This window comes from Pseudobutyrivibrio ruminis HUN009 (assembly GCF_000703005.1).
Classification (GTDB): domain Bacteria; phylum Bacillota; class Clostridia; order Lachnospirales; family Lachnospiraceae; genus Pseudobutyrivibrio; species Pseudobutyrivibrio ruminis_A.
In genome coordinates this window covers 589,909-610,408 of sequence record NZ_JNLH01000001.1, presented here as the reverse complement: position 1 = coordinate 610,408, position 20,500 = coordinate 589,909, and the positions used below count along the sequence as shown (strand labels likewise).

General features: G+C 41.6%; 19 protein-coding genes. All 19 read left to right on the top strand.

The window, feature by feature from the left end:
* Positions 1-735 carry an SDR family NAD(P)-dependent oxidoreductase gene (locus BO15_RS0102725; protein WP_033152144.1) on the top strand — a complete coding sequence of 245 codons (735 nt, stop codon included), beginning with the start codon at positions 1-3 and terminating at the stop codon, positions 733-735.
* A 33-nt stretch (positions 736-768) separates the two neighbouring features.
* The gene (locus BO15_RS0102720) at positions 769-1,392 is read left to right on the top strand and encodes a hypothetical protein (protein WP_052169735.1); all 624 of its coding nucleotides are present in this window, start codon (positions 769-771) and stop codon (positions 1,390-1,392) included.
* 12 nt (positions 1,393-1,404) lie between these two features.
* Positions 1,405-2,601: a glycosyltransferase family 4 protein gene (locus BO15_RS0102715; protein WP_033152140.1), complete on the top strand. Its 1,197-nt coding sequence runs from the start codon at positions 1,405-1,407 to the stop codon at positions 2,599-2,601.
* Positions 2,602-3,122: 521 nt separating this feature from the next.
* The gene (locus tag BO15_RS0102710) at positions 3,123-3,986 is read left to right on the top strand and encodes a hypothetical protein (protein WP_033152138.1); all 864 of its coding nucleotides are present in this window, start codon (positions 3,123-3,125) and stop codon (positions 3,984-3,986) included.
* Entirely contained in the window at positions 3,976-5,025 is a 1,050-nt protein-coding gene (locus BO15_RS0102705) for an N-acetylneuraminate synthase family protein (protein ID WP_052169734.1), read from the top strand. The genes BO15_RS0102710 and BO15_RS0102705 overlap by 11 nt, the downstream gene beginning before the upstream one ends.
* Before the next feature lie 226 nt (positions 5,026-5,251).
* Positions 5,252-5,953, top strand: a complete 702-nt coding sequence (locus BO15_RS0102700) for a cytidylyltransferase domain-containing protein (RefSeq protein WP_033152137.1) — start codon at positions 5,252-5,254, stop codon at positions 5,951-5,953.
* Positions 5,953-7,116, top strand: a complete 1,164-nt coding sequence (locus tag BO15_RS0102695; RefSeq protein WP_033152136.1) for a DUF6077 domain-containing protein — start codon at positions 5,953-5,955, stop codon at positions 7,114-7,116. Before BO15_RS0102700 ends, BO15_RS0102695 begins: the two co-directional genes overlap by 1 nt.
* A complete protein-coding gene (locus BO15_RS0102690; protein ID WP_033152135.1) occupies positions 7,095-8,642 on the top strand; it encodes a ComEC/Rec2 family competence protein in 1,548 nt (515 codons plus the stop codon). Before BO15_RS0102695 ends, BO15_RS0102690 begins: the two co-directional genes overlap by 22 nt.
* 53 nt (positions 8,643-8,695) lie before the next feature.
* The gene (locus tag BO15_RS0102685; protein ID WP_167541200.1) at positions 8,696-9,904 is read left to right on the top strand and encodes an O-antigen ligase family protein; all 1,209 of its coding nucleotides are present in this window, start codon (positions 8,696-8,698) and stop codon (positions 9,902-9,904) included.
* A gap of 117 nt (positions 9,905-10,021) precedes the next feature.
* A complete protein-coding gene (locus BO15_RS0102680) occupies positions 10,022-11,101 on the top strand; it encodes a Gfo/Idh/MocA family protein (protein ID WP_033152131.1) in 1,080 nt (359 codons plus the stop codon).
* A gap of 60 nt (positions 11,102-11,161) precedes the next feature.
* On the top strand, positions 11,162-12,130 hold the full coding sequence (locus tag BO15_RS0102675) for a hypothetical protein (RefSeq protein ID WP_033152129.1): 969 nt from the start codon (positions 11,162-11,164) through the stop codon (positions 12,128-12,130).
* Positions 12,131-13,147: 1,017 nt separating this feature from the next.
* Positions 13,148-13,522 (top strand): hypothetical protein, encoded by a 375-nt coding sequence (locus BO15_RS0102665; protein ID WP_033152125.1) that lies wholly within the window; start codon positions 13,148-13,150, stop codon positions 13,520-13,522.
* The gene (locus BO15_RS0102660) at positions 13,456-14,394 is read left to right on the top strand and encodes an IS3 family transposase (RefSeq protein WP_330372040.1); all 939 of its coding nucleotides are present in this window, start codon (positions 13,456-13,458) and stop codon (positions 14,392-14,394) included. Before BO15_RS0102665 ends, BO15_RS0102660 begins: the two co-directional genes overlap by 67 nt.
* A gap of 307 nt (positions 14,395-14,701) precedes the next feature.
* Entirely contained in the window at positions 14,702-15,076 is a 375-nt protein-coding gene (locus BO15_RS0102655) for a hypothetical protein (RefSeq protein ID WP_033152125.1), read from the top strand.
* Positions 15,010-15,948, top strand: coding sequence for an IS3 family transposase (locus BO15_RS0102650; RefSeq protein WP_330372040.1), 939 nt, complete (start codon positions 15,010-15,012; stop codon positions 15,946-15,948). The genes BO15_RS0102655 and BO15_RS0102650 overlap by 67 nt, the downstream gene beginning before the upstream one ends.
* Before the next feature lie 442 nt (positions 15,949-16,390).
* On the top strand, positions 16,391-17,749 hold the full coding sequence (locus BO15_RS0102645) for a sugar transferase (RefSeq protein ID WP_033152123.1): 1,359 nt from the start codon (positions 16,391-16,393) through the stop codon (positions 17,747-17,749).
* A gap of 8 nt (positions 17,750-17,757) precedes the next feature.
* The gene (locus BO15_RS0102640) at positions 17,758-18,915 is read left to right on the top strand and encodes an N-acetyl sugar amidotransferase (protein ID WP_033152122.1); all 1,158 of its coding nucleotides are present in this window, start codon (positions 17,758-17,760) and stop codon (positions 18,913-18,915) included.
* A 171-nt stretch (positions 18,916-19,086) separates the two neighbouring features.
* A complete protein-coding gene (hisH, locus tag BO15_RS0102635) occupies positions 19,087-19,698 on the top strand; it encodes an imidazole glycerol phosphate synthase subunit HisH (RefSeq protein WP_033152121.1) in 612 nt (203 codons plus the stop codon).
* A 21-nt stretch (positions 19,699-19,719) separates the two neighbouring features.
* Complete coding sequence (locus BO15_RS0102630) at positions 19,720-20,490, top strand: AglZ/HisF2 family acetamidino modification protein (RefSeq protein WP_033152120.1); 771 nt, start codon at positions 19,720-19,722, stop codon at positions 20,488-20,490.
* The last annotated feature ends 10 nt before the right edge of the window (positions 20,491-20,500 follow it).

Sequence of the window (20,500 nt, the reverse complement as noted above, 5' to 3'; positions counted from 1 at the left end):
ATGAGAGAAAACAAGACATTATTCGTGACAGGTGCGTCCTCAGAACTAGGAACTGCACTTATTGAATTGGTGGCTGACAATTACGATACCATCGTGGCTCACTATCGCAGCAGCGCATCACGTCTTCTTCCATTAGAGGAGAAGCTTGGAGATAAGCTTGTTATGGTACAGGCTGATTTTGCTGATGCAATGTCGGTGAGAAAGATGCTTGATTTTATGGCTGAAAGAGAACTCAAGCCTGATCACGTGGTACATCTTGCTGCAGCTCCAATGGAAAATGAAAAATTCAAAAAGCTCGGCTGGTGTGATTTTGCAGCAGCAACTGAGACAGACCTTCGTCCAATAGTTGATATACTGGGCGATTTTTTGCCCTTTATGACAAAGCAAAAATATGGCAAGGTAATCTTCATGCTTACATCATGCACAGTTGGCATGCCACCTAAGTACAAGAGCGTCTACACCACTACAAAATACGCCCTTTTAGGTCTTATGAAGTCACTAGCTGTAGAGTATGCAGATAAGGGGATTACAGTTAATGGCGTCAGCCCAGAGATGATAGAGACACGCTTCCTTGATAATCTTCCAGACCTCATCAAGGAAATGAATGCAGCTGATATGCCTATGGGCAAGAACCTCACAGTTGACCAGGTTGTGCCTACACTTGCATTCCTACTTTCTGACGGCGCGGATATGATCAGCGGCCAGAATATTGCTATTACAGATAGCAAGCACTAATAAACATTCGTAGAGAATTGAATTGGAGAAAATATGAGAAACTTAGTTATTGCAGGAACAGGCGGAGCCGGCAAAGAGACAAAGTGGCTGGCAGAGCGCATCAATGCAGTAAATCCAACATGGATTATTTTAGGTTATATAGATATTGAACCAGGCGAAGATGTAGTTGGCGATGATAGCTTCGTTACTGAAGCTACTGAGGATTTGGATGTAGTCATCGCCATGGGCTCAATGGAGCGCAGAAAGTTTTTGTATGAGCTTTATAAAAAGAATCCTCATGTACACTTTCCTAATCTCATCGACCCATCTGCAACTTTGTCAGATAGCGTCGCAATGGGAGAGGGCAATGTTATCTGCGCAGGCGCTATCCTTACAGTTGATGTAAAAATCGGCAACCAGAATCTTATCAACTTCAACTGTACAGTGGCCCACGATAGCACACTTGGTGATTTCAACACACTCAACCCTAACGCCAACATTTCCGGAGCTTGCACACTTGGCAACCTCATCGAAGTTGGCACCGGCTCACAAATCGTACAGGGCAAGACAATCGGAGACGAGACCCATATCTGGGCTGGCTCTTGCGTTATCAAAAACACGAAGGGAAGATGCGAAGTCGTTGGCGTCCCAGCAAAAACCGTACGCCGTTTCGACTAGCGGGAGATAAATTTGAAAAAACATATTTTGATAATTTGCCAGTACTTCTATCCTGAACAATTTAGGATAAATGACATGGCCTTCGAGTGGGTAAAGCGCGGCTACAAAGTAACTGTAGTTACAGGCATTCCAAATTACCCGGAGGGTAAATTCTACCCAGGCTATGGCTGGTTCAAAAATACAAAAGAAACAATTAATGGCGTGGAAGTCCACCGCATTCCTCTTATCGCTAGAGGAAAAGGAAAGTTTGGCTTGGTAATGAATTACTTTAGCTTTCCATTCTTTGGCTTTTGGTGGAGCTTGTTCACAAAGATAAAGGCTGACGAGGTGTTCATGTTTGAGACATCTCCTATGAATCAGTGTAAAGTGGGAGTGAGATATGCAAGAATGCATCACATCCCATGCTATTTGTATGTGCAGGATTTATGGCCTGATAACGTAGAAATGATTACAGGAATCCATTCGCCACTTGTACTCAAGCCAATCGAGCGAATGGTTAGAAAAATCTATAAAGGCTGCACTCACATATGGGGCACCAGCCCAAGCTTCGTTACAGAGATTCGCAAGCTTGTGGATGAAGACGAGCAGGATAAGGTTTCCTTCTGGCCACAGTATGCCGAGGAATTTTATCAGCCACAGCCAAAGAAAGAGCATAAAGGCTTCAATGTGATCTTCACAGGAAACATTGGTCAGGCTCAGGGTCTGGAAATTCTTCCATATGCGGCTAAAAAAATCCGCGATGAGGGAATCAAAAACATCAGATTCACGATTGTTGGAGATGGCAGAGCTAGAAAGTCATTTGAACACTCCATCACACAAAATGGAGTTTGGGATATGTTTGAATTTGCTGGCCGTGTAAAGCCAGAGGAAGTGCCAGCACTTCTTGCAACAGGCGATGCAGCGTTCATTTCATTTGCAGATGACGAGCTTTTTGCTAAAACAATCCCAGCAAAGCTTCAGTCATACATGGCCTGCGCAATGCCAATCATTGCCTCAGCCCGCGGCGAAACAGCCCGTATTATAAACGAGGCTGATTGCGGTATGTGCTCAGATATCGGGGATGCAGAGGAGCTTGCTGTCAGCATTGTTGCTATGAGTAAGCTATCACCAGAGCGCCTTGCGCAGCTTGGTGAGAACTCTCGCAACTACAACAAATCCCACTTCGACAAGAAGACTCTCATGGATGAGATGGATGCATTTATAGGCTAGTTATTATGTTTTATACATGAATCTACAGATTCTTACTGGAATGTTAAAAACATTTAACTAATATCGCCTCGGCAATCTACGCTTGAGGCGAAACATAAAAATGAAAGTATTAATAATAGAGAAAATCACTATTTAATACCTGGAAATATAGAATACTCAAGCAAAAAGTATTAATAAAAGCATATAGGTTAAATTAATACTTCAGGTCTTTTGAAATAATAGGCATAGATGGAGTGATGGTTATTTATTCTATTTTCCTGGTATTAAAAATATATAATTGCAGTATTTAATACTTTTGAAGACTTCAGGAAAGCAAAAATAGAGATGTCAAAGTATTAATAATCAATTTTAGTAAAAAGTAATACCTATGAAGTCTCTATAAGAGTGTAAATAAAAGATTTCAAAGTATTAAAAGTTAGCTTCAGTGCATAGCAATACTTTTTATAAAAAAATAGGCATAGATAGAGTGCAATATGATTACTCTGTTAACAAGAGTAATACATTTGTAAGAGGTAAGCAGTATGAAAGCTGTTTTAGGGACAGTTATATACAAGCAGGCGGAAGTTTTCCTCCAGGATTTACTCACATCCGTGGATAACCAGCAGGATAAAGACTTCGACTTGTTGATAACTAATGACAATTACACAGATGAGGATTTGATTAGGCTTAATATGATTAATGACCAGCAGGATGCAAATCAAAACCTGGTCCATCTCAATGGCAGAGTCAATTTCCTCAACCTACGCCCGCTGGGCTGCACCATCGCCCAGACTCGCATCGAGATGATTAAGAAAGCCAAGGCTCTAGGCTATGATTTGTTAGTGGTATGCGATGCAGATGACACATTTGTACCAACCCGCATCCAGGCTTTCAAGGAGGCCTACCAATTAGACAAATCATATGCTTTCTACTATAATGGATTAGTTACAGAGGACGGTAAAACAGTCCTTGAAAACATGCCTAAAACAGTTGATAGTGCTAGGCTTATATCCCAGTCCAACTTCATCGGAATGGGCACCACAGCAATCAATCTTCACATGCTGACCGACGATTTCATGGCCACACTTTCAGAGGGAGATTGCCCAGTGTTTGATTGGTATTTCTTTACAAGGCTTCTTATGGACATTGGCCCTGGCAAGCTTGTTGAAAATGCCGACACCATCTATCGCATTCACGATAGCAATCAGGTTGGCACCAGCCACAATGTGGAGCAGGAATATCAAGTAAAGCTTACACACTATAAAAACTTGGCAAAGAGATATCCTTACTTCGAGCACCTGTATCAGGATTTGCAGAAGCTGGATATTGATTCAATAGATACAAGCCATGACCGCAATGGTTATTGGTGGAGCAATATTTTAATGGAGGATTCCTATGAGATTTAATTATCAGGATATGGTAACAGGTGGCAAAAAGCCATACGTAATTGCAGAGCTTGGAGCAAATCACAATGGTGATATGGAGCTTGCAAAGACAATGATTAAGACAGCAAAGGAGTGCGGTGCCGACTGCATCAAGCTTCAGTCTTTCACAAAGAGCAATGTATTCTCAAAGAAGAATTACGACGACAACTATTTCTTAGGCGATGACTATCGCAACAGAACAGACTATACACTTGAGTCAATCGTAGAAGCTTACGCCCTTTCAAAGGAGCAGCATCACGAGCTTAAGGCATACTGTGATGAGCTCGACATCGACTTCACATCAACACCTTTCGACAAGGCAGGCGTGGATCTTCTTGTTGATGAGCTTCATGTTCCATTCATCAAGGTCGCATCTATGGACGTTGAAAACGTACCATTCCTTAAGTACATCGGAAGCAAGGGTGTGCCAGTAGTTATCTCTACAGGACTTACAGGCATGGATGATGTTGTTAACGCTATCGCAGCTATCGAGGCAGGCGGATGCAAGGAAATCTGCGTGCTTCACTGCGTATCAATCTACCCACCAGCAGATGAGCAGGTTAACCTCAACAACATCGATATGTACCGCATGGCATTTGGATATCCTACAGGATACTCTGATCATACATTTGGTGTGGTTGCACCTATCATGTCTATTGCAAAGAATGTTTGCATCATTGAAAAGCACTTCACAATGGACAAGAACATGAAGGGATGGGATCACAAGATCTCAGCTAACCCTGAGGAAATGAAAATCATCTGCGACGCTGCAGAGCAGGGCTACAAGATGATGGGAAGCTTCCGCAAGGTTGTAAACGAAAGCAAGCATCAGCGTGAAGAGTACAAGCGCTCAATCGTAGCAGCTCATGACCTCAAGAAAGGCCACATCCTCACAGAGGAAGACCTCGACTACAAGCGCCCAGGTACAGCAATCTCACCTAAGTTCTACGAAATGCTCATCGGCAAAGAACTTAAGCGTGACATCGAAGCAGACGAATTATTCCAGTGGGGTGATTTCTAAAGGAAGATTCTACTTCGTAGAATCTGTGATTGAATAAATTAATAAAAGTTTAAATAGCTTGTAGCTATCAAGCTGTTGAAAAACTAAATGTGATTTGTAGCTATAAAGCTCTGACTCTTGCTCAAGCGAAACATGTAGTTGAGCGGAGTAAGATGTCAGGCTTGAGAGCGTAACAAATCATTAGAAGAGTATATTCAGATTGATAGTATACAAGCGAGAGGAAAATATGATTGCATTTATTCCAGCACGTGGGGGTTCTAAGGGAGTCCCAGGAAAAAATATTAAAGAGATTTGTGGCAAGCCTCTTATCGCATATACGATAGAAGCAGCCAAGAAAGCAAAGGGCGTAGATCGTGTCATCGTTACTACAGATGATGAGGCTATCGCCGCAGTTGCACGCGAGTACGGAGCTGAGGTTCCATTCATGCGTCCAGCAGAGCTTTCAAGCGATACAGCATCAGCTATCGATGTTTATCTTCATGCAACAGAGTTTGTTATGAATGAAACAGGAGAGCAGATTGAAAAGTTCATGGTGCTTCTTCCAACAGTGCCTCTCCGTACAGAGCAGCACATCGATGAAGCATTGGAGCAGTTCAAAAAGGATGGTGCCACTACACTTATTTCCTTTGCAGAGGCAGAGGTTCCAGCTAGCTGGTATCACAAGCTCAACGAGCAGGGCCGTGTTGAAAACGCAGGTTTTGGCCAGGGCATTACCATGACAAACCGCCAGAACAACGAGACATACATCGTGCCAAACGGAGCTATCTACATCTTGGATTACAAGCTTCTTAAGGAAAAGCGCACATACTACTGCGACAATACAGTTGCATACATCATGAAGCGAGAGGATTCAATCGACATCGATTATCCAATCGACTTTGAATTTGCAAAATGCCTTTTACAAAAAAGATTAGATGAGAATAAATAATGATTTTAATTAGAGCTTTAGCCTTCCTGCTACACTTCACACTTGTGCCTGTAGCAGTGGGCAGACTAATTACATACAGAGCAAAGAGTCAAATATTGAAAAGCCCGATTGTTTGTTACATTGCAGGATTCTTCAGTCTTCAGGCAGTTTTCTATATGCTGAATTTTGGGTTCTGCTGGTACCAGAACAAAACCATGACCACAAAGCTTATTGTGGGAGGCTTTCATAGATTGTCTATCATCTATTCGTTGATAGTAGTAGCGCTTGTTATTCTTTGGATCGTAATCGATGGCAAGAAATTCAAAACGGATTTAGGAATCTACAGGATTGATTGCAGAGAAACATTTGGAGAAATAAAAACAAACAAGCTTAATATCGTATATGCGATAATTCTTGCGGTTCTCATGTTGCTTCAGATTTATGCAGCATACCGCTACGAGATTAACGAATGGTCTTATGATGATTATGATGTTGTGGTTACTTCCGTAGACGATATCAACAGCGATATGATCACCAATGTAAACTTCATCACGGGTGAGGCACCATACACATCACCAAAGCGAGTGGCACAGTCTTGGACCACTTATGTAGCCTATCTTTCTGTTGTATCATCATTTGATGTCACAACAGTTTGCCACACTATTTTGCCTGTAATTATGCTTTTGGTAGCATATGGTATTTATTATTACATGGCTAGATTCCTATTTGCCAAAACGGATGATAGGTTGATTTTTATGATTATCCTATCGGTAACATACATCATGGGAATGTTTTCCCATTATTCACCAACCTTCCGTTTGCTTTGTGCATTGTGGCAGGGCAAAGCGGTGCTCACAGCAGTTGTAGTTCCGTTTATGATTTGCTTTTTAGCTAGAGCATTTGCTGAAGAACTTGATAAGCGAGTAGCACTGACTATTTGCTTGGTGTCACTAGGCGCATGCTCTCTTACAGTCACATCAGCGTTGCTTGTCACTATTATGGTGGTGGGAATGTTCGTTTTGATGTCAGTATACAACCGTAGAATCTACGGCATACGCTATTTGCTTGCCGGTCTGTTTGGCCCTTTTGTTCAGGCAATCATTTATGTAAGCGTAGCACTGTTACTACAAAGACAATGGGAGCCAAATTTCTTTTATAATTTATGGAATGGATTAATGTCATAACAGGAATATCAGCCACATTTTGGGGCAAGCTTGCATATGCATTATTGTTTGTAGTTGCTTTAGGGCTGATTCTATTCTTTGAAAAAGAAAAAATAAAACGATACACATTTCTATGGTATACAGGACTTGTGTTAGTTTTCATATATAATCCGTTGACCTTGATAATCGGCAAATGGATTCTCAAGGAAAACGCATTTGAACAATATTACTTGCGCTTTTATAGTGTGATTCCAGTGCTGATTATTGTGGCATATGGCCTGACACTTTTTGTAATGAGATTTCAAGGTAAGCAAAAGCTTATAGCACTGGTTGTCAGTCTGGCAGTAGTGTGTATCTGTGGCAGATGCCTTTACACTGAGGATTGGTTTACAAAGGCTGAGAATCGCAATAAGGTTCCTCAGGATGTTATCACCATCAGCGATGTATTTGCTGATTATGAAGGTGATACAATCCGTATCATGGCGCCATTGGATGTCACAATTTATCTACGTCAAATAGACAGCAGATTCTCTATGCCATATGGCAGAGAAATTGATGATATAGCATACGAGCTTACAAATCCAACACCTAATCCAAAGGCAGTTGCAGACTACTGCGCTGAAAATAATGTGGATTATGTTGTTGTATCAGCGGCAGAAGATATCCTGAATACATATCTTAATTACGGGTTTGAGCTTTACGGCCGCACACCATATTATGCAGTTCTCACTCCAATCTACGGAGATTGGATTTTGACAGAGTACGATGACGGTTCAGATTTGCAGTGCATGTGCTACACAATGTACAACCAAAAGGATGGTACACTTATCGTCATCGATGGTGGACACGGTGAAAACGACGATACACTTCGCGAGAATATCAAAGCATTGGGAGGCGAGGTCGACGCTTGGATAATCACTCATTATCACATGGACCACATCGATGCTTTCAATGCAATTTACGAGGATCCACAGGGCATCACTATCGATCAGGTTTATATCACACCACTGGATGCTGATTTGTTCTACAGCGTAGCACAGGAATGGGATGATGTTGATTCTTTCAACAAGTTCCAGGAAATCACAGCAGAGGCAGACAATATCAATTATGTCCAAAGAGACGATGTTTTAACCTTCAGTGATGATTTGACTATCACCTTCTTCAATGCATTTGATGATGTGGTTGTAGATTGTCGTGAGGATATTCCAAATAACGATTCGCTAGTTTTTAAAATGGCTACACCAAATCGCAGCATTCTTATTTGCGGTGATTGCCATAGCGAATACATGGCAAACTATTTAGTTGAAACTTATGGTGATGAATTGAAGGCAGATATTCTTCAATGCGGACACCATGGCAATAATAGCATGCCTACTGAAACAGGTTTTTACGAGTTGGTCAATCCAGAAGTTGCAATCTTCGATACGACAGATGCAATCATGACCAGCCCTAACTATACAGCGGGAGCTTTGGCAGCTTATTTAAGCGAAGCTGGAGCTCGCCTTGTTTGGTTCAAATCAGCGCCAAACGTTTTTGTTTTTAATTAATGGAGATTATGATGGATAAGATTTACAAACATAAAAGGCTAATATCCATAATAATGGTAGCTGCTATCGTGTATGCTCGATGCGACCTTGGTATTGCCCTTGGAATGCAATACGTGCTTGCCAATGTAGTGGCAAATGTTCTTGGGGCAGCCTGGTGTTTTCTTCTTTTTGTAAAGGATAAAAATACAACAAAACAGGCTTTACTGAATCCAGCTATGGTATGGCTTATAGCTTTTTCAGTACTAGTATTTATATATGGTCATTTCAAACTTGGCGTTTACACTGATATGTACAGCCGTCAGTACCACATTCTGACAGTTGTTCCTGCTATTTTTATTATGATTATTCTCTTCCACAACAAAGAGGATATGCTTGATGTGATTTCTTGGGCCGGCAACATCGTCATAGTGGCTACGCTTATTACAAGCCTTATCTTTGATCCGGTGTGGGGCGAATGGCTAGAAGGCATGACATCCCGCGTTGGTGCTACACCAGCAGGCACATGTGTTGATACAGGAAATCTGCTATTGGTTATGTTGATTCCACTTTTGTATCAGGTAATCATTAATAGACAGTTCAAAAAGCATTTGCCAGGAGTTTTGCTCGCAATATTCCAGATTGTAGCATCTGGTTCAAAATCGTCAGTGCTTCCAATCGTACTTGTATTTGCAATTATGCTTCTCGGTTCGGCAAAAGATAAAAAGACAGTTAGAAGAAACATTCTAATCCTTGTAGTTATTGCTGTGGCAGGTTCAGCAGCTATTATGTTGATTCCAGCGTTATATGGAATCATCGGAGATAGAATCGTTGAAATGTTTTCAGGAATCGGCGCTACAGAATACGATTTGCACACCAGCACAGGACAGCGAATGGCAGTTATCGCTGCGGTGAAGGAGCATTTCTGGGAACACCCAATTTTCGGCCACGGCTTCTATGCATTCAAGCAAATGCCATATTCATTGCTTGAAGAGTACAGACCAAACGAAGGAACAGTTATTGCATACCGAAACATTCACACCCACATGAATTTCCTCGAGCTATTATTCTCTTTTGGAATCTTTGGGTTTATAATGTATTACTGGTTCCCAGTTTACCTAATCATTAAATCATTCTTTACCAAAAACAAAATGGCAAAGTTGATAATATTTTCATTTATGATTTCATTTGTGTTTATGGACTTGGGCATCGATATGTTCTATAAATACATGACACCATACTATACGTATCTCGTATCGTATAGTCTTTTGAAAAAGGAAAGCTAGGCTGATTTCTAGCTAACAAGCTCCTAGTGCTCTTTTGTAGAACGTTTCATAGTTCAAAAAAGAGTACAAGGGCTTGTGAGCGTAAGAAATCATCACAGCATAAAGGAGGAAATAGTAATGAGATATGCAATTATTGGATGCGGACGTATTTCACCAAACCACGTAGTAGCATCACAGAAAACAGGCCTTGATTTAGTTGCACTTTGCGACCTTGACCTTAAAAACACAGAAGATAAAATCAAGAAGTTCGATCTTGATGCAAGCTATGTTAAGCAATACACAGATTACAAAAAGATGCTTGAGGAGATGAAGCCAGAGCTTGTAGCAATCGCTACAGAGTCAGGTAAGCATGCACAGATTGCCCTCGATTGTATCGAGGCTGGCTGCAACGTTATCATCGAAAAGCCAATTGCTCTTTCACTTGCAGATGCAGATAAAATCATCGAAGCAGGACACAAGAAAGGTGTTAAGGTTTGTGCTTGCCACCAGAACAGATTTAACAAGTCAATCCAGATGATTAGAGAAGCTCTTGAAAAGGGCAGATTTGGTCGTCTTTTATACGGTACAGCTCACATTCGCTGGGCTCGTGACCACGAATACTATGACCGCGCTTCATGGAGAGGCACATGGGAGCAGGACGGCGGAGCACTTATGAATCAGTGTATCCACGATATCGACCTTCTTCGTTGGATGATGGGTGATGATGTTGTTCGTGTCGTAGGTATGACAGACAGATTAAAGCACGACTACATCCAGGCCGAGGACCTTGGTATCGCTCTCGTTCAGTTTGCAAACGGTAGCTACGGTATCATCGAAGGAACTACAGACGTATTTCCTAAGAACCTCGAGGAGACACTTTACATCTTCGGCGACAAGGGTACAGTTAAGGCCGGCGGCGATGCTGTAAACCTTCTTGAAGAGTGGAATTTCTCAGATTACATTGACGAGCCAGAGCAGGTTAAGAAGGAATGCTCAGAGCTTCCTCCAAACGTATACGGCTTTGGTCATACAAAGCTCTATCGTGATGTTATCGACGCTATCGAAAACGACAGAGAGCCATATGTAAACGGCGAGGCAGGACGTCGCGCCCTTGAAATGGTTCTTGCTATTTATAAATCAGCTGCAACAGGAGAATCAGTTGAATTCCCAATGAAGGATTGCAGCACAATGGACTTCGTAGGAAGATTCGACAAATAATTATAATAATTTTGGAATCCGGCTATTAAGGCTGGATTCCGTTGTATATGGAGAAAAGATATGCAGAAGGAATATGGCGGATGCTTGCCACTAGAAATCAATAAAATTAATACGGATTATTTCCCAGGCTTTGACTATGTAGCGTTGAACAGTGGTCGTAATGCCATTGCCTATGCATGTCTTGCATTCAACTACAAAACTTGCTACATCCCATACTACACTTGTAAGACAGTAGAGGCTGGTCTTTTAGAGGCCGGCGTGGAAGTTCGTTATTATAATATTGATGAGCAGCTTATGCCTATCGAGCCTGAAGATGGATTTGATGACAGAGCCCTCTTTGTATATACGAATTACTTTGGCATCATGACACATGTGATGCAGCAGGATATTATTGCAGAGCATAGTCATGTCCTATTTGATAATACTCAAGGCTTTTTTACAGAGCCAATGCGTGGAACATTAAGTGCATACAGTTGTCGTAAATTCTTTGGCGTGGCTGATGGTGCTTTCTTAGTTGGCGCTGATATCCCTCGTTTGGATATTCCTACAGGGGAAAGCGCCGATGCAGCAGGCTTTTTGTTGAAAGCAATAGAAGCAGGGCCAAACGAAGCCTATGCTATGTCAAAAGAAAACGAAGAGCACATCAATGTAGAAGGAATGTGCTACATGTCAAAGTTGACAGAGACAATGATGTCAGGCATCGATTTGGCATCAGTAAACGAAAAACGTATTTCTAATTTCAACAAGCTCCATGAATTATTAGGCCAGTATAACGAGCTGAAACCAGTTCTCGAAAATGGAGCCCCTATGGTTTACCCATTCTTGTTTGAAAAGGAAGGTCTCAGGGAGATGCTTGTTGAAAATAAAATCTATGTGCCACGTTGGTGGAGATGGATTGAAGAATCCAAAGACACAAACGCATTCGAAAAGAAGCTCTCCAAGTATTTGGTACCACTACCAATCACACAGACATATGACGATGCTGATATGGAGTACATCGCAGACATTCTACTAAAAGGAATTCAATAATGATATCTTGCGCCCTGCGGGGCGCTTTTTTGTTGTCAGGGGAGAGGCTATGCTGATGTGGAAGCTAATTGCAGGACAGTGGTTTGTTTGAGTTTGTTGGCTAGTCTGAAGAGCTTGTTTCAACCTGCTAGCCACAGCATATCAGCCATCGGCCTAGCGTCAAGAGCAAGGCCTGCGGCGCTACGCCTCTTGACCCTAGCCCTCCAACTGATATTGGGTGGTCAAGCAGGTTTGAAACTGGGACTGTGGCAAAGCCACCAGTGCCAGGGGAAGGCTTTGCTGCTGTGATGGCTAATTGAAGGGGTTGAGGCTTTCTCTAGTTTTCTGGCTAGCCTGAAGAGTTTGTTTCAACCTGCTAGCCACAGCATATCAGCCTTCGGTCTAGCGTCAAGAGCAAGGCCTGCGGCGCTACGCCTCTTGACCCTAGCCCTCCAACTGATATAGGGTGGTCAAGCAGGTTTGAAACTTGGACTGTGGCGAAGCCACCAGTACCAAGGGAAGGTCGGAGACACGAAGAGTTGGCGGAAGTCTAGATTTTCGTGTCTGGATTTAAAGCGAAAGACACGAAGATTCGGTGCAGCTGGAGATTTTCGTGTCAATTTTTTAAGTGAGAGACACGAAGACTCTGAGGAAGCAGGAATCTTCGTGTCTATGAAAGAGAAAAAAGACACGAAGAATTAGTGAATCGTAGAATTTACGTGTCGGAGATGTGAATTAGAGACACGAAGAAACGGAGTATAGCGTAATCTTCGTGTCAGGGAGAGGTAATGGCGACACGCAGAATTTAAGATTTGTAGAATCTTCGTGTCGGGGCAGTGAAATATAGACACGCAGAAGTGCAGAATTGCAAAATCTGCGTGTCGAAGGATTAGTCGGAGACACGCGGAAATGGAAAAAGTGAAGTGGTAACGTAAAAGTAGACACTACACGCATTATGTAGACATCTGTATTTTATAAAGGTAACATCTATTTATAAAAGTATTCTTGTTTACATAATCAAAGACAGTGAGGTGCTATATGCGATACTCTAAAGAACAAAAATTAGACATAGGACGCCAGATTTATAACCATGAATTAACCAGAGCGGAGGCAATGGAAAAATATGGTTGTAAAGGAACTTTTCTGGATACAAGCATCAGAGCTTATAAAGAATCCATTGGGGTTCCTACATCTACAACAATCAATGGAAAAAAATCTAAATGCAGCAATATAACTGAGCTTTCTTCCAAAGAGGCTGATATTGATGCATATATGGCAATGTCTAAAGAAGAACTTATTGATGAACTTATCAAAGCCAAAGCAAATGAACTGCGAGCAAAAAAAGGATACGAAGTGAAAGGAGTTGGTGTAGACAAGGAGTTCATTTCTTTAAACAACAAGAATACGAAATAATTTTTGAACTGTCTGGCAAGTTCCCTGTAAAACATTTATGTAAGGTACTTGATGTTAACCGTAGTGGCTTTTACAAGTGGAAAAAGCGCCTTGAGCATCCTTCTGACAAAATGAAATCATTTGTCAGTGACATGCTTGTGTTCAAAGAATATCATGCTAAGTATCCATCTCACGGATACCGTTGGCTTAATGCAAAAATAAGACTTGATACAGGTCTCATTATGTCTGATCAACGCGCTCACAGGATATGTAAAGCGGCTGGGATAACAAGTATTGCAAAGCATTATAGATACAAAAAGCCAGGAGATCCATACAAAGTATTTCCAAATCTTTTATTAAGTGGCATGAATATCAATGGTCCAATGGAATGTGTTGTAAGCGATATGACCGCATTCTGTCTTGGTGGAGTTTACTATGAGCTAACACTTTATATGGATTTATGGAACAATGAGATTCTTACTTATTCATTGTCATCAAAGCGTGGAGATAGACGAACGTATATCAGCGGCCTTAATGAGCTTATAAATATCAAATCTCAATACCCTGACCTTCAGATGATTCTGCATACCGACCAAGGGTCCGTTTATGCATCTAAAAACTTTAATGAAATACTGCCACTTTATAACATAATTCACTCTATGTCCCGTGCGGGAACTCCTACTGATAATGCTGCTATGGAAGCGATTAATGGTTGGATTAAGGCAGAGATATTTAGTGATCTACATATAACAAGCAATGCCACTATTGAAAAAGACATTGCCAGCTACATAGTGTTCTTCAATGAAGAACGCCCTGCCTACTCTCTGAGTTATCTGACTCCAAAACAGTATCGAGAGTATTACAGTGGAGAAACTATGTGTAAAAACACGTAAACCTGTCTACTTTTGCTTGACTAGTGCAAAGTGAAAATCTGCGTGTCTTCTAAAAGGACGAAAAGCACGCGGAAAAGAGAAAACGACGAAAGCGCGTGTCTTCCAGAAGGGCGAAAAGCACGCGGAAAAGGAAGATTGCTGAATCCGCGTGTCTAGAAGAAGGAGAAGAAGCACGCCGAAATTTAAAATGAAGTGGTAACGTAAAAGTAGACACTACACGCATTATGTAGACATCTGTATTTTATAAAGGTAACATCTATTTATAAAAGTATTCTTGTTTACATAATCAAAGACAGTGAGGTGCTATATGCGATACTCTAAAGAACAAAAATTAGACATAGGACGCCAGATTTATAACCATGAATTAACCAGAGCGGAGGCAATGGAAAAATATGGTTGTAAAGGAACTTTTCTGGATACAAGCATCAGAGCTTATAAAGAATCCATTGGGGTTCCTACATCTACAACAATCAATGGAAAAAAATCTAAATGCAGCAATATAACTGAGCTTTCTTCCAAAGAGGCTGATATTGATGCATATATGGCAATGTCTAAAGAAGAACTTATTGATGAACTTATCAAAGCCAAAGCAAATGAACTGCGAGCAAAAAAAGGATACGAAGTGAAAGGAGTTGGTGTAGACAAGGAGTTCATTTCTTTAAACAACAAGAATACGAAATAATTTTTGAACTGTCTGGCAAGTTCCCTGTAAAACATTTATGTAAGGTACTTGATGTTAACCGTAGTGGCTTTTACAAGTGGAAAAAGCGCCTTGAGCATCCTTCTGACAAAATGAAATCATTTGTCAGTGACATGCTTGTGTTCAAAGAATATCATGCTAAGTATCCATCTCACGGATACCGTTGGCTTAATGCAAAAATAAGACTTGATACAGGTCTCATTATGTCTGATCAACGCGCTCACAGGATATGTAAAGCGGCTGGGATAACAAGTATTGCAAAGCATTATAGATACAAAAAGCCAGGAGATCCATACAAAGTATTTCCAAATCTTTTATTAAGTGGCATGAATATCAATGGTCCAATGGAATGTGTTGTAAGCGATATGACCGCATTCTGTCTTGGTGGAGTTTACTATGAGCTAACACTTTATATGGATTTATGGAACAATGAGATTCTTACTTATTCATTGTCATCAAAGCGTGGAGATAGACGAACGTATATCAGCGGCCTTAATGAGCTTATAAATATCAAATCTCAATACCCTGACCTTCAGATGATTCTGCATACCGACCAAGGGTCCGTTTATGCATCTAAAAACTTTAATGAAATACTGCCACTTTATAACATAATTCACTCTATGTCCCGTGCGGGAACTCCTACTGATAATGCTGCTATGGAAGCGATTAATGGTTGGATTAAGGCAGAGATATTTAGTGATCTACATATAACAAGCAATGCCACTATTGAAAAAGACATTGCCAGCTACATAGTGTTCTTCAATGAAGAACGCCCTGCCTACTCTCTGAGTTATCTGACTCCAAAACAGTATCGAGAGTATTACAGTGGAGAAACTATGTGTAAAAACACGTAAACCTGTCTACTTTTGCTTGACTAGTGCAAAAATAGCAAAACGGCGTGTTCAAGTAGCCTAAAATTGACACGCTGAATTGAAGGCATAGCAAAAGCGCGTGTCCGAGGCCTGCAAAAAAGACACGCCGTATTGCAGAAAGCGCCAATCCGCGTGTCGCCATCTACTCATAGACTAGTGGCTCCGCCACAGTCCCAGTTTCAAACCTGCTTGACTAACATTTATCTGCCAAAAGTTATGAAGTCAAGGGAGCGAAGCTCCGGAGGCTTGCCCTTGACTGACATAACTTGGCAGATATGATGTGTCTAGCAGGTTGAAACAAAACCTCGCGTTGCCATATTAATAAAATGAGCATTTTAGCCCAGATAATGGTATAATGTTAAGGATTGCATTTTGTAATAAATTTATATAGACTACTGAATGTTGTTTCTAGGAGAAATAAGATTTGAAAAACAAGAATACTATAAGAAAAATAGAGAGCGTTATAGAGCTTGCTATCATGGCAGTTGCATACTATTTCGTTTGGAAATATATGATATTTGATAGGGAGTATTTCTTCCCATTCCTTGGCCGTGGTAAGTATGTGCTTATGGGAATATACTTCATATTGATGCTGGTAATCATTCATCTGTGTGAAGGTTTTAAATATGGCATTTTGAAAATCGCAGATGTGTTGTTCTCACAGTGGATTGCAATCTTTATCGTAAATGCGGTTACATACTTGCAGCTCTGCTTGATGGCAAACATCATGATTCCAGTGAAGCCAATGCTTCTTTTAACAGTTGGGAATTTCCTGATTTCTGGAATCAGCGTATATATCTTCTTCGCAATATATGAGCGCCACTCAAAGGCTAGCAAGCTTTTGATGGTGTACGGAAATAAAGAATCTGTTGGGCTAAAGCTCAAGATGGACACTAGAGCAGATAGCTACAACATCAAAAACATTGTCAGCATCGATGAAGGCATTGATAAGATTTGCCAGATGCTTGCTGACTACGATGGTATCGTAATTTCGGATGTTAGTGCTGAGCAGCGAAACGATTTGTTGAAATACTGCTACATGCACGAAATCGAGACATACATCACTCCAAAGATTTCAGATGTTATTATCTCTGGAGGCGAGGGCATTCACCAGTTTGATACTCCACTTGTGATGATCAACACAACAGGCCTCACACCTGAGCAGGAAATCGTTAAGAGATTCTTTGATGTGATTCTGTGTGTTATTGCTGCAGTTGTCCTTTCACCACTTATGCTTATTGTTGCACTTGCAATCAAGTTTGAGGATCATGGCCCTGTTTTCTACAAGCAGGCCCGCGTCACAAAGGATGGCAAGGTATTCGATATCTTGAAGTTCAGAAGTATGGTTGAGGATGCAGAGCAGCGCCCAGCCACTGATGATGACGACCGTATCACAAAGGTAGGACATGTAATCCGTGCAACTCGTATCGACGAGCTTCCACAGATTTTCAATATTATAAAGGGCGATATGTCAATCGTTGGCCCACGCCCAGAGCGCACCGAGCACGTGGAGAAATACACAGCCGCCATCCCTGAATTTGAATTCAGAAACAAGGTAAAGGGAGGCCTCACAGGTTACGCTCAGATTTATGGCAAGTACAACACATCAGCTTACGACAAAATTAAGCTCGATTTGATGTACATTGAAAACTATAGCTTTTTACTTGATTTGAAGCTCATCCTCATGACTATCCGCATTGTCTTCAAGAAGGAAAGCACAGAAGGCTTCGACAAAGTGGTTAGCGTCGACGAAATATTGGATGAGATCAATTCAAACAGATAGAGGTATTTATGGCAATTTACATTCCTAAAATTAAGAGAGAATATCAGCGTTGCACACAGTGTGTTATGGACACAACTGACTCCATGATTGAATTCGACGAGCAGGGTGTCTGCGACCACTGTCGCAACTTCGAGAAAAATATCAAGCCATACTGGAATCCAAACAAGGAAAACAGGGAGGAGCTTGAAAAGGTAGCAGCTCAGATTCGTAAAGACGGAGAGGGCAAGGATTACGATTGTATCCTTGGTATGTCCGGCGGTGCAGATAGTTCATACCTTGCATATATCGCAAAGGAAGTTATGCACCTTCGTCCACTTATCTATGTTGTAGATACGGGATGGAACCTGAACGTAGCTGTTGAAAATATTGAAAAAATCGTCAAGGGTATGGACCTTGATATGTACACAGACGTTATTAACTGGAAGGAGATGAGCGACTTCCAGCTTTCTATGTTTAAGTCAGGAATCAGTAGCTGCGATGCTCCTCAGGATCATGCAATCTTCGCATCTCTTTACAACTACGCCGTAAAACACGGCATCAAATGGGTGCTTACTGGCTCAAACAACAGTACTGAGTTCGTTCGCCCACCAGTAGAGTGGATTTACATGAACGACCTTCGTATGTACAAGGATATTCATAAGAAATTCGGCAAGCGTCCACTGAAGACATACCCAACCTGTGGCATTCTCAAGTATCGTTTGCTTTACAAATATGTCTACGGAATGAAGCGTTTCTATCCACTTGATTACGTAGTTTACGACAAGGCAAAGGCCGAGGAATTCTTACACGAGAAATATGGCTGGACTAAATACGAAAACAAGCATTATGAAAACGTATTTACCAGATTCTTTGAGGGATATTACCTTCCATACAAATTTGGATTCGACACCAGAAAGAATGTATTCTCAACTCAGATTTTAGCTGGCACAATGACTCGTGAGGAGGCTCTTGAAAAGCTTAAGACCAACCCATACGACACAGACCAGATGGAGCAGGATAAGGAATACATCGCAAAGAAGCTTGGCATTTCAACTGAGGAATTCGATGAAATCATCAACTCCCCAGCCCACACCCCAGACGACTACAAAAACTCTATGTGGATGATTCGTCTCGGCGTTCGTATCTGTCAATTGTTGGGAATAGAGAAGAGAAATATGCGATTCTAAAGGACTGGTCAAGGTGAGACTTGTAACAATGTATGCCGAATCTTGCTTGCAAGAAAGAGGAATACATTTTACGAGTATCATCCTGCATTGCAGGACCAAAACGACATGAGTATTTTGCGAAGCAAAATGCGAATGAGGTTTGGCCTTGAACAGCAATAGATAGGAGATTTTATGGTAGCAATTATAAATTATGGCCTGGGCAACTTAGGTAGCATTGCCAACATGCTTAAAGTAATAGGCGAGAAAAGCGTCATCACTGCAGACCCAGAGAAAATTAAGGCAGCAGATAAAATTATCTTGCCAGGCGTTGGCGCATTCGATGCCGGCATGGGAAAGCTTAACGAAACAGGCCTTGTAGATTTAATTAAAGAAGAGGCAAGAAACGGCAAGCCAATTCTTGGTATCTGCCTTGGCATGCAGCTCCTTGGAAATGGCTCCGAGGAAGGCCAGCTCCCTGGCCTTGGTCTCATAGATTTCAGCTGCAAGCGCTTCGACATCCCTGCAGAAATGAACCTAAAGGTTCCTCACATGGGATGGGACATCGTGGAGTTCAAAAAGAACGTGCCACTTTTAGATGGAATAGAAGGTCGCCAGAGATATTACTTCGTCCACACATATCATGCTGTTTGCAAAAACGATGAAGATGTGATGATGACATGCGACTACGGATATGAATTCGCCTGCGCAGTAAACAAAGGCAATGTGTACGGCGTCCAGTTCCATCCGGAAAAGAGCCACGACTTCGGAATGAGACTATTAGAAAATTTCGTAAGAAAATGTTAGTGATAGCCAAAGGATAAAATTATGTTTAATAGACCAAGAATCATCCCAGTTCTTCTTATTGATGATAGGGATTTGATAAAGACAATAAACTTCAAAAAGCCAACATACCTTGGAGACCCAGTCAATGCGCTGAAAATTTTCAATCGTAAGGGTATCGACGAGATGGCGGTGCTTGACATTTCAGCCAGCAAAAAGGGGTTGGAGCCAGACTTCGAGCTTCTTACAGATATGGCATCGGAAGCATTCATGCCACTTTCATATGGCGGCGGAATCAAGACTTTAGATCAGGTTAGAAAGCTTCTTGCAATCGGCTATGAAAAGGTTGTTTTAAACACAAGCCTTATTGAGGACGAGCAGCTTGTTAAGGACGCAGTTGCACTTGCAGGTTCTCAGTCGGTGGTTGCTTCCATCGATGCAAAAGTGGTAAACGGCCAGTATAAATGCGTCATCTGTGATGGCACAAAGGTCATCGACATGAGCCCAGTAGAGCTTGCAAAGCATGCGGAGGAGCTTGGCGCTGGCGAAATCTTCCTTAACTCAATCGACCGCGATGGCGTGATGCAGGGGTATGATATCGACCTTGTAAATCAGGTGGTTAACGCCGTAGATATTCCTGTTACAGCCTGTGGCGGTGCCGGTGGCATCTCAGATTTAAAGGATGTTATCGAAAATGGTCATGCTCACGCAGCAGCAGGCGGTAGCATGTTCGTATATTACGGCCGCCTCAAGGCAGTCCTCATCACAGCTCCAACAGAGGAAGAATTGACTGATGCAGGAATCTACTCTGAGTAAATCAAGGACG

Bases quoted from the DNA above. Each gene is read 5' to 3' on its own strand.
- BO15_RS0102725 (WP_033152144.1), top strand. From the start codon at position 1: ATGAGAGAAAACAAGACATTATTCGTGACAGGTGCGTCCTCAGAACTA.
- BO15_RS0102720 (WP_052169735.1), top strand. From the start codon at position 769: ATGAGAAACTTAGTTATTGCAGGAACAGGCGGAGCCGGCAAAGAGACA.
- BO15_RS0102710 (WP_033152138.1), top strand. From the start codon at position 3,123: ATGAAAGCTGTTTTAGGGACAGTTATATACAAGCAGGCGGAAGTTTTC.
- BO15_RS0102705 (WP_052169734.1), top strand. From the start codon at position 3,976: ATGAGATTTAATTATCAGGATATGGTAACAGGTGGCAAAAAGCCATAC.
- BO15_RS0102700 (WP_033152137.1), top strand. From the start codon at position 5,252: ATGATTGCATTTATTCCAGCACGTGGGGGTTCTAAGGGAGTCCCAGGA.
- BO15_RS0102695 (WP_033152136.1), top strand. From the start codon at position 5,953: ATGATTTTAATTAGAGCTTTAGCCTTCCTGCTACACTTCACACTTGTG.
- BO15_RS0102690 (WP_033152135.1), top strand. From the start codon at position 7,095: ATGGAATGGATTAATGTCATAACAGGAATATCAGCCACATTTTGGGGC.
- BO15_RS0102685 (WP_167541200.1), top strand. From the start codon at position 8,696: ATGGTAGCTGCTATCGTGTATGCTCGATGCGACCTTGGTATTGCCCTT.
- BO15_RS0102680 (WP_033152131.1), top strand. From the start codon at position 10,022: ATGAGATATGCAATTATTGGATGCGGACGTATTTCACCAAACCACGTA.
- BO15_RS0102675 (WP_033152129.1), top strand. From the start codon at position 11,162: ATGCAGAAGGAATATGGCGGATGCTTGCCACTAGAAATCAATAAAATT.
- BO15_RS0102665 (WP_033152125.1), top strand. From the start codon at position 13,148: ATGCGATACTCTAAAGAACAAAAATTAGACATAGGACGCCAGATTTAT.
- BO15_RS0102655 (WP_033152125.1), top strand. From the start codon at position 14,702: ATGCGATACTCTAAAGAACAAAAATTAGACATAGGACGCCAGATTTAT.
- BO15_RS0102640 (WP_033152122.1), top strand. From the start codon at position 17,758: ATGGCAATTTACATTCCTAAAATTAAGAGAGAATATCAGCGTTGCACA.
- hisH (WP_033152121.1), top strand. From the start codon at position 19,087: ATGGTAGCAATTATAAATTATGGCCTGGGCAACTTAGGTAGCATTGCC.
- BO15_RS0102630 (WP_033152120.1), top strand. From the start codon at position 19,720: ATGTTTAATAGACCAAGAATCATCCCAGTTCTTCTTATTGATGATAGG.